This is a genomic window from Pseudomonadota bacterium, assembly GCA_010028905.1.
Lineage (GTDB): Bacteria > Vulcanimicrobiota > Xenobia > RGZZ01 > RGZZ01 > RGZZ01.
In genome coordinates this window covers 1-10,050 of the sequence record RGZZ01000159.1, presented here as the reverse complement: position 1 = coordinate 10,050, position 10,050 = coordinate 1, and the positions used below count along the sequence as shown (strand labels likewise).

The 10,050-nt window shown below is 67.9% G+C and carries 5 protein-coding genes; 3 read left to right on the top strand and 2 right to left on the bottom strand.

Annotation, left to right across the window (positions count from 1 at the left end):
* Window positions 1–4,144: amino acid adenylation domain-containing protein (locus EB084_12360; protein ID NDD29048.1), on the bottom strand; the 4,144-nt coding region annotated here is incomplete at its 3' end.
* 4 nt (window positions 4,145–4,148) lie between these two features.
* Window positions 4,149–4,682: a hypothetical protein gene (locus EB084_12355; GenBank protein NDD29047.1), complete on the bottom strand. Its 534-nt coding sequence runs from the start codon at window positions 4,680–4,682 to the stop codon at window positions 4,149–4,151.
* 265 nt (window positions 4,683–4,947) lie between these two features.
* On the opposite strand from EB084_12355, the gene EB084_12350 reads away from it, so the two are divergent.
* From EB084_12350 to EB084_12340, 3 genes are all read left to right on the top strand, one after another.
* On the top strand, window positions 4,948–6,012 hold the full coding sequence (locus EB084_12350; protein ID NDD29046.1) for a class I SAM-dependent methyltransferase: 1,065 nt from the start codon (window positions 4,948–4,950) through the stop codon (window positions 6,010–6,012).
* A 1,215-nt stretch (window positions 6,013–7,227) separates the two neighbouring features.
* Window positions 7,228–8,442 (top strand): hypothetical protein, encoded by a 1,215-nt coding sequence (locus EB084_12345; GenBank protein NDD29045.1) that lies wholly within the window; start codon window positions 7,228–7,230, stop codon window positions 8,440–8,442.
* A gap of 94 nt (window positions 8,443–8,536) precedes the next feature.
* Window positions 8,537–10,050: aminopeptidase P family protein (locus tag EB084_12340; GenBank protein ID NDD29044.1), on the top strand; the 1,514-nt coding region annotated here is incomplete at its 3' end.

Below are 10,050 nucleotides of genomic sequence, written 5' to 3'. Positions count from 1 at the left end.
CCGGCATGGCGCGCTCGCCGCCGATGATCACGGCGCGCAGCGCGGGGGGCAGCGACAGGCGCTCGTTTCGCATCGCCCACGTCAGGTCGTGCCAGAATGCCGTGGGCAGGCAGAGCACAGAGATGGCGAGCTCGTTGCACCGTTCGAGGAAGACGGCCATGGTGGAGAGCATCTCGTCGGTGCGAAGAACGAGGGTGGCACCGCTCGTCAGGGTGGCGAAGATCTCCTCGATGCTTGCGTCGAAGCTCGCGCTGGCGAACTGCAGCAGCCGATCGCCCGTCGAGAGCCCAAGCCGCTGCGCGGCCTCTCGGGCGTAGCGCGCAGCGCTGCCGTGCTCCACCACCACGCCTTTTGGAGCTCCCGTGGAGCCAGACGTGTAGATGAGGTAGGCCGCCGCAGCCCCGTCTGCGCTTGAAATGTGAGCGCTGTCCGTCCCTTCGTCGTCAGGACCGTTCGGATCGATGACGCGCACCCGAGAGTCGAGTGTCTGGCGCGAGATCACCAGATCGATCAACGCGTCATCGATGATCCACGTCGTGCGCTCGGCAGGCCATGCCGGATCGAGGGGCACATAGGCGGCGCCGGCTTTCAAGACGCCCAGCATGGCCGCAATCTGATCGATGGAGCGCGGCAGGTGAAGGCCGACGTGTGATTCGGTCGTGACCCCCAGGCGCTGCAGACGCCGGCAGATCGTATCGGCCTGGGCCTCGAGCTCGGCGTAGGTGAGGCGCTTGTCTTCGTGTGAGACGGCCACGGCGTTCGGCGTGCGTCGAGCCGCCTGCTCGAAGAGGTGATGCAGCGGCGGTGGGGGCGCCTGTGGGCGAGATGGGTTGAAGGCTTCGAGTACCTGTCTGCGCTCTTCGGCCGTGGTGAGCGCAAGCTGTCCGATTCTGCGCGAGGGGGTTGCGATGATGCTTGCCAGCAGGGTCTCGTAGCATGCGAGGAGCCCCGTCATCGACGCGTCATCGAACAGGTCGGCGCGATACTCGATGACGCAGTCTGTTCCTTCGTCGCTTGTGATCACCGAGAGATCGAGGTCGAGCTTGACGCAGCCGTTGGGTACCGAGAACGGCCGTGCGCGAAGGTCGCCGAGGCGACTGCCGCGTGTGGCCGCATGCACGGCGAACATCACGTCGAAGATGGGCGAGCGACCGACTGCTCGTTGGGGCTGCAGGTGCTCGACGAGCAAGGGAAAGGGGAGGTCGGCGTTTGAGAAGGCGTCGAGCACCGTGGCCCGTGTCTGCTCGAGGAGGCGATCGAAGCGGGGGTCTTGGGTGCAGTCGGCGCGCAGGGCCAGCGTGTTGACGAAGTATCCGACGAGCGGCTCGGTCTCGACACGGTCCCGGCCAGCGAAGGGCGTCCCGACGACGAATTCGTCGGCATCGCACCAGCGGTGCAGCAGCACCTGGAAGGCCGCCAGCATGGTGATGAACCGGGAGCAGCCGTGCGCGCGGGCGAGCGCATCGATGTCTGCGACCAGTGCGGGTGGAAGGCGGCGCTGCGTCACCGCGGCGGCGATGCTGGCGTGAGGCGGGCGACGTCGGTCGGTGGGCAGCTCGAGGGCCTCGGGGAGGTCACCGAGGGCGGTCTTCCAGTGTGCCAGCAGCGGATCGATGGTTTCGCGGTTCAGGGTCTCGCGTCTTTCGGCTGCCCACGCGCCGTACTGCAGCGGCAGCGGTTCGAGGGGGCGCTGCGCGTAGAGGGCGTCGAGGTCGCGCCAGATGACGTCCATCGACCAGCCGTCGCACACGATGTGGTGCATCACCAGCAGCAGCAGGTGCCGCTGTTCCCCCAAGCGTATCAGCCGCGCGCGGAGCAGCGGGCCGGCTGCCAGATCGAAGGGGCGTTGCGCCTCGACGGCCGCGACGCGCTGCGCCTCGGTCTCCGATGAGATCTCTTCGGTCTCGAGCACGATGCGCGCGGGGGCGGCGGTCACGGTGGTGAGCGTACCGTCGATGACGATGAACGTTGTGCGCAGAGCCGCGTGACGCGCCACCAGCGAATCGAGGGCCTGCTGCAGCCGCGCCTGCTCGAGCGGGCCGTCGAGCACAAGGCCGTGCGCCTCGTTGTACGCGGCGGTTCCCGAGAGTGCCTGCTCGGCCAGCCAGATCTGCTCCTGCTCGAATGATGGCAGTGCCGCATCCTTGCCGTCGGTTGCGGCCGCGGGGGGGCGAGGGGTTTGTGTCGCGGGCAGGAGGGCAAGGGCCAGCGAAGCCACCGTCGGGGTGTCGAAGATGGCGCGTATCGAGCCACGCACGCCGAGGGCCTCGCGCACCCTCGCCATGGCGCGCATGGCCAGCAGCGACGTTCCGCCCAGGGCGAAGAAGTCATCGTTCACGCCCACATGTGAACGTTCGAGGACATCGGCGAAGATGGTGGCCAGCGTCTCCTCGAGGGGAGTTCGCGGGGGGGTGGCGTCGTGGGGCGGGGTCGGTGACGGCGAGGGCAGGGCCTGTCGGTCGATCTTTCCCGAGCGCAACAAGGGAAAGGTCTGCATGACAGCGATGGCTGAAGGCACCAGATGGGGCGGCAGGCGCTCGCGCAGCCACCCACGCAGCGCTGCCGGTTCGGGTGACGCGCTCGACGCGGCGACGACCCAGGCCACCAGCCACGGGCCGCGGGGGCCATCATCGCGCACGGCAGCCACCGCTTCACGCACCGATGCGTGCGCGAGCAGCGTGGCCTCGATCTCACCGGGCTCGATGCGAGCCCCGTCGAGCTTGACCTGATCGTCGAGGCGGCCGAGAACCTCGATGCGTCCGTCACGTCGCCAGCGCGCGCGATCGCCCGTGCGGAACATGCGCGCTCCCGTAGCGAACGGGTCGGGCAGGAAGCGCTCGGCGGTGAGATCTGGACGGTGGAGATAGCCTCGTCCGACGCCCATGCCGCCGATGCAGAGCTCTCCTTCGGTTCCGATGGGTACCGGTCTCATCTGCTCGTCGACGATGTAGATGCGCGCGTTTGACGCCGGACGCCCCACAATGGGCGCCTCCTCGGCTGACGAGACGCGTCCCCAGGCGCAGTAGACCGCGGTTTCGCACGGGCCGTAGTAGTTGTAGACCTCACCGCGGGCGAGCAGCGCTGACGCCATGGCGGGCGAGAGGCGCTCGCCGCCGCTCAGCAGCTTCATGTGCGGCGCGCCTTTCCAGCCGGCCTCGAGCAGCACGGGCCAGAGCGCGGGGGGCCATGACAGAACGTTGACCGCGTGCTGCTCGATGTGGCGCAGCAGCGCGGGGCCGTCGCCGACCAGGTCGTCGGGCACGAGCACCACGGTTCCGCCGCACGCCAGGGGAATGAAGATCTCCATCACCGAGAAGTCGAAGCTCAAGGTCGTCGTGGCCAGCCACCGACAGGCTGAGAAGCCCGGAGCGCGGCGGGCGTCTTCGAGCATGTTGACCATTCCCCGCTGCTCCACCGTGGCGCACTTTGGTGCTCCCGTTGATCCCGAGGTGTAGATGCAGTAGGCCAGATCGTGTGGCCCTGCCTGTGGGGGCAGTGCGACGGTGGCCTGTGCCAGTACGCTCGCGCGCATCTCCTCGAGGCTCAGCCTGGCGGGACTTGGGTCTGTGTCGCACACGACGAGCCTGCAGCCGGCGTCGTCGATCATGCGTGTGAGGCGCTCCGCGGGCCAGGTCGGGTCGAGGGGGAGGAAGGCGCCCCCCGCCTTCACGATTCCGAGGAGCGTCACGACCATCTCCACCGAGCGGCGCATCGAGACGCCCACGATCACATCCGCACCCACCCCTTGATCGCGCAGGTAGCGCGCCGTCTGGTTCCCACGTGCATGCAGCGCGGCATAGGTCAGCGATTCCCCCTGAAAGACGAGCGCTGTGGCGTCGGGGGTTTTCGCTGCCTGGGCCTCGAGCACGGCCGCCACGGCATCGTGCTCCAGGCACTGTTCGGTTTCGTTGAAGCGTCGAAGGTCGACGTTGCTGGCATCCTCGGCCAAAGGCCAGGGAAGCGGCTCTGTCCTGGGGTCTGCGCTGGGTTCGGCGGGCTGCAGATCGGAGGTGTGTGACATGTTCAGCATCTCCAGACTGGGGGGAGCGAGACGCGCTTGGAGCGCGCACGCAGCCGTGTTTGAGGGACAGCCTCCCACCGCGATGAGGGGATGCGTGCAAGCGTCATCGTCCTCTTCGACCATGCGGCTATTTCCGCGATAACGAATGTGTAAACGTCGTGCCGGGCGCGCGGGGCGACCCCAGCGGCGCTTGAAGGGGCGCGCGTGGCGCAATCATCTTCGCACGGCGCCGCATGTGTGGCAGATCGACCGTCGGAGGACGCCATGAAGATCGCGCGGCGTATCGGCGGCGCGCAATCGCGGTCTGTACGCGCTCGACGCCGCTTGCGTGGGCGTTGCCTTTCTCGACCCCGATGAACTCTGGGAGCCGGATGCGCTTCGTATCTTGACCGACGTGCTCGTCGCCCGTCCGGATGTGGTGGGGGTTCACGGCTATACCTGCGCCTTCGACGCAGACGGGAGGTCGCTGGGAGAGACAGGGCTGCACGATCTGCAGATGCGCCGCGTGGGCGTCGACGGATGGCGAGCACGCGTCTGGCCGCTGGAGCGTGCTACCGAGTTTTCGGTGCTGGCGCTGCAGGACTGTGTCGGGCTCAGCTCGGCCCTGTTTCGTCGCGCGATGGTCGAGCAGGTCGGAGGCTTCGACGCTGATCTTCACCATTTCGAGGACTGGTCGTTCCTCTTTCGGGTGACATTGTGTGGCCCCCTGGCTTTCACGTCGGCGCCGGTCGCGCGAAAGCGTGACCACGACGCGAACGTGTCAAACGACGCGGCGATCATGTGGCGCGGGCTGCGCGACGTGCGCAGGCAGCTCATCACGTTGGTTCGGGGTGACGCCGAGCGCCACCGCGTCGCGCTCCTCGGCCAGCGATTCTCGCATCGGCTCAACCTGGGTCGTGACCTCCGCCACGCGGGCGACAGCCTGCATGAAGGGGCGCCGAGGCAGGCCTTGTGGCACCTGCGGCGCGCGCTGCTGTGTGGCGTCAAGGACATGGCGCTGGGAGGGTGTCAGCTTCTGGGGCTGCTCCCCACATTGTCGCGCTCTCGACCTGCGCTTGCGAATTTCAGCGCGCAGAATCGCTCGCGCCGCGGGGCCTGGTGCGCGCGTCTCGCGGCTCGGCGCGAGGCGTGTAGGAAGAGAGATGCGCGCAGAGAAGTCCCTGCGGAGGAGCGAGACGGCTTTCTGCCACGCTCTCATCAGTCGGTCGCGTAGCGCTGAGAGGGTGAGAGGCACGATGCACGAGCGCGAGACTGCTGCCGAAGTGAAGCATCCACGCGTTCCGATAGACGTGCAGCGCGGCTATGATCGCTGGAGCGACGCCTATGATGTGTTCGAGAATCCGATGGTGGCCCTCACCTCCATCGCGTTTGACACGATTGCTCCACCGCTGACCGATGGCACTGTGCTCGACCTGGGGTGCGGCACCGGGCGGCTGCTGCAGCGGGTGCTCGAACGAGACGCAGCGTTTGGCCTCGGCATCGACGGTTCGACGGGAATGCTCGAGCGCGCACGAACGCGTCTGAAGCGATTTGAAGATCGCGTGCTGCTGGTGGCAGATGCGCTCGGTGGGCCCTGGCCCACGCGCCCCGAGGTGCGTGGGCGGCTGCCGGCCGATGGGGTGTGCGTCACGCTTGTTCTCGAGCACTTCGAAGACCCTCGTGTCGTGCTCGACCGTGCTGCACAGGGGGTGCGCCCCGGTGGATGGCTCTTCCTTGCGGAGCTGCACGCTGATCTGTACGATGCCGGGACGGGAGCGCACTTCGAGAGTGAGGGCGTCTGCTACACGCTCCCCAGCCATCGGCACACCACGTCTTCTCTGCGCGAGGCATTGCAGCGCGCCGGATTCGTGACCGAAAGGCTCTTGGAGATGCGCGCCTGCGACTACGTGGCTGCTGTTCCCAAGTTGGCCCGTCACGGCACCCGCAATGCGCTCTGCGCGATTCTGGCGAGGCGTGTTGTTCGGGTCGAACTTTCGTCGAACCTCCGATGACGGTGTGATTGCTGCTTCTGCGCTGCGCTGTTCGGTGAGGTTGCACCGAACAAGAGGCCTGGTGGTGGTGGCGTTGCCGGGATGCAGGCGGATCTCGTCATCGAGGACGGGGTTGGCGATCTCGCTGGCCGAGTAGCGCCCGTCGCCGTTGCGATCTTTCGCGGTGGGAACCGCCGTGTCGCCGTTACGATCTTTCGCGGTGGGAACCGCCATGTCGCCGTTGCGATCTTTCGCGGTTGGAACCGCCATGTCGCCGTTCTGTCTCTCGATGTAGAAGGCGTCTGACCACTTGCCGTCGGCCGGACGCGGGGAGATCTTGTAGTTGCCTGTGACGACCATGTCGGGAGAGAAGCCGCTGTTGTCGTAGGTCACCGTCGGGCGCGTGGTGCCTGCGAACGAGCGCATCTGCCCGTTCGGCTTCACCACGAGGAACTTGTCTTCATGGTTCACGGTACCGGCGTTGTCGGTGCGCACCGCGAGAATGCTCGGCGGTCGACGCCACGCCCGCGAACCAGGCGCGGGCCGCAGCATTTGGCATCCACGGGCAACGCCCTGGGCGCGCTGAAGGCCGAGGCTCGTCGGGTGATGGCCTGGGTGCGCGGTCTGCTGGCGCTGTGATGGGGCGGTGTCGGCTCCTCCGTTGAGGTGCCGGACGCCGCTGTGGAGAATTTCCGGAAAAAAGAAGGAGAGTGCCGAAAGGTATCGAATCACTTGAATATCAAGAACGCATGAAGGCGTGTATGTACACGCTGGTGCGTCTGCCAGAGGCAGCCAGGGCGGTCTACAAGCGCCCGAGCCCTCGAACCATCGATCCCGGAAAGGGGAGATCGACACCCCACGCACCTCGCCGGCCGGACGCGCTTGCGCGCCGCGCCCCACCCGTCCGCACACACAGATGGGTAAATGAACAGCGATGAACGGCCGATATCCATTCTGCAGGCCGTCGAACGAGTGTAGCCCGCTCGAGGCGTGACAAGGGCCCGCCGCACCTGGTGTGCGCGCGAACGTACACAACCGAAAGAGAGTGGTCCCATGCGAAAAGGGAACAAGTCTCGGCACGCCAAGCTGGTCCTCAGCAAGTGCCGTAAGACCCGATAGGCGCTGACAACGCCGAAGACTGAGCCGTCCGAGATTGTCTCGGGCGGCTCGTTCGTTTTCTGGGGGTGTTCGTGGTCTTGCGGGGAGACGAGGGCGGCTCGTGGAAGGAGGGGGTACATGCGCGCCGTTGTGCAGAACGTCGAAGGTCTCGAGGTGGTGCACACCTTCGGCGACGCCTTTGCGCGTGGGCGCCAGCACGGTGAGGCGCTGCGCGACAAGATACACGCGCACTTCGATCACGAGTGGCGAAACGGCTTCATGCGCGCCTCGCCCCTGCTGCCCCCGGCGGTCTTTCGCGCCTGGGCGCGCCTGCAGGGACACTGGCTGTGCCCAGATGAGCGCGATGAGCTGCGCGGGGTGGCCGAAGGCAGCGGTCTTGCGTATGACGATGTGCTCGTCATGAACTCGGCTCCACCGTTTGAGGCGCTCCACAGCCTGCTGGGCGGCGGGCTCGTCTCGGCCTGCACCCAGATCGCGACCCGTGGGATCCGTGGTGTGCTCATCGGGCGAAATCTCGACACGGTGAGCGCGGGGGGGCTTGCGCAGGCCGCCGTGGTGATGGTGAGCCACCCCGACCGCGGATGCGCCTTCATCACGCCTGGGTTCGCGGGCAAGGTGCTCGACGCGGTCACCGGCTGGAACGCCCACGGTCTTGTTGTGAGCCAGGATACCAGCGAGCTGCGCTTCGAGCGCTTTGTGGGGCTCTACAGCGGGGCCCTCGTGCGCAGGCTCGTGATGGGCTGCGCCGACCTCACGTCGGTGCAGCGGGCTCTGCGTCACGCCCCTCCCCTCTGTGGAGGGGGGCGCAGCTTCCTTGCGGCGCGTGAGGGAGATGCGGCTGTGTTCGAGACGGCCCAGCGCGTCATCGGCCCGCGTCACGTGAGTCGGCGGGGGTGGGGTGAAGGCGGCGACGCCCCCGACGCACTGGTGCTCACCAACCACTATCGCACCCCGCGCCTGGCCACCCGCCCGGCGAGTGTGTCGTCGTCCGCGCGTCTTGCGCGGGCGTTGGCGCTGGTCGAGGGGGGCATCGATGATGCCGAGGCCATGATGGCGGCCATGACCGACAAGATCGATGGGGCGCTCGGCGAGCCGCGGGGGCGCGAACGCCCGTCTGATCGCATGATCTGCTGGTATGGCGACCGTGTTGGCGGCCTCGGGCCGTTCGCCGTTCCCGCCGATCTCGAGGTTCGGGTGGCCACGCGGGTGAGCACGGTGTGCGATGTGCCCGCGCGGGTGATGTGGGTGGGCATCGGCGTCGACTATGTGAGCGAGTCCACGCACTTCCGCCCCATCGACGTGGCGGCGGCCCTCTCGGTCCCCCCCTGCTGAGCGCTTGCGACGAAGACATCCGTCGCGCGAGGAGTTGCGCCCCTCTTCTGAGAAACCTGCCCGACCACTGCACCACATCGAGGAGAACACACCCATGTCGACCACCGCCGCCCCGCCCACGCTGTATGCCGAGCGCCTCGCGTCGCTGCGCGAGCACATGCGCCGTCTCTGCGTCGATGGCTTTGTCGTGCCCCGGGCCGATGAGCATCAGGGCGAGTACGTGCCGCCCCGCGCCATGCGCCTGGCCTGGCTGAGCGGCTTCACGGGTTCGGCGGGCGCCGCGGTGGTGCTGCTCGATCAGGCCGCGCTCTTCGTCGACGGCCGCTACACACTGCAGGCCCGCCAGGAGGTCGACGGCACGCTCTTTGGGTTCGAGCACCTCATCAAGACCCCGCCCTCGGCGTGGCTGGGGAAGACCATCGCCCGTGGCGCGCGCATCGGCTTCGACCCGTGGCTGCACACCCCCGACGGCGTGAGCGCCTTGCGGGCTTCTGTCGAGGCTGCGGGCGGTGAGCTGGTGGCTCTCGACGAGAACCCCATCGACGCGGCCTGGAGCGATCAGCCGGGTGCAGCGGCGAGCCCGGTGACGGTGCACGAGATGGCGTACGCCGGGCGGTCGTCGGCCGAGAAGCGGGCCGATCTCGCCGAGGCGCTTCGCCGCGAGCACCTCGATGCGGCGGTGATCAGCGCGCCGGACGCGGTGGCCTGGCTGCTCAACGTGCGCGGCACCGATGTCGAGTGCACCCCGCTGCCGCTGAGCTTTGCCATCATCGAGGCCTCAGGCGCGGTTACCTGGTTCATCGCGCCGGAGCGTGTGAGCGATTCGGTGAAGGAGCACGTGGGCGACGGCGTGCGCATCGCGCCTCGGTCGGCGCTGCTCGAGACGCTCGATGCCTTCAGCGGGCGTCGGGTGCGGGTTGATGGCGCCACGGCACCCTTTGCCGTGGCCGACCGGCTCACGAAGGCGGGGGCGAAGGTGCTGCCCGGCCTCGACCCGTGCGCACTGCCCCGGGCCTGCAAGAACCCGGTCGAGCTCGAGGGGGCCCGCGCCGCCCATCGACGCGACGCAGTGGCCATGTGCCGCTTCCTGGCGTGGCTGTCGCGCGAGGCGCCCGGCGGTGGGCTCACCGAGATCGCGGCTTCAGATCGTCTCGAGGCCTTGCGCCGGGAGAGCCCGGAGTTTCGCGATCTCAGCTTCAACAGCATCTCGGGGGCCGGCAGCAACGGGGCTATCGTGCACTACCGCGCCACGCCCGAGACCCAGCGTGTGCTGACGCCAGGCGAGCTCTACCTCATCGATTCCGGCGCCCAGTATCCGGACGGCACCACCGACATCACGCGCACGCTGGCCATCGGCATCGCGCCGCGCGAGGCGGCGGAGCATTTCACCCTGGTGCTCAAGGGGCACATCGCGCTGGCCCAGGCGGTCTTCCCGGTGGGCACCGGCGGGGTGCAGCTCGACGCCATCGCGCGCCGCCCTTTGTGGGAGCGCGGACTCGACTACGATCACGGCACGGGGCACGGGGTGGGCAGCTATCTCTCGGTGCACGAGGGGCCGCAGCGCATCGCCAAGCAGTCGAGCGGAGTTCCCCTGGCCCCTGGCATGAT

What these genes read in the sequence shown, in the direction of transcription:
- EB084_12350 (NDD29046.1), top strand. Translation starts at nt 4,948, where the DNA reads ATGAAGGGGCGCCGAGGCAGGCCTTGTGGCACCTGCGGCGCGCGCTGC.
- EB084_12355 (NDD29047.1), bottom strand. Translation starts at nt 4,682, where the DNA reads ATGGTGAAGATCAGCGTCGAAGCCTCCGACCTGCTCGACCATCGCGCG.
- EB084_12345 (NDD29045.1), top strand. Translation starts at nt 7,228, where the DNA reads ATGCGCGCCGTTGTGCAGAACGTCGAAGGTCTCGAGGTGGTGCACACC.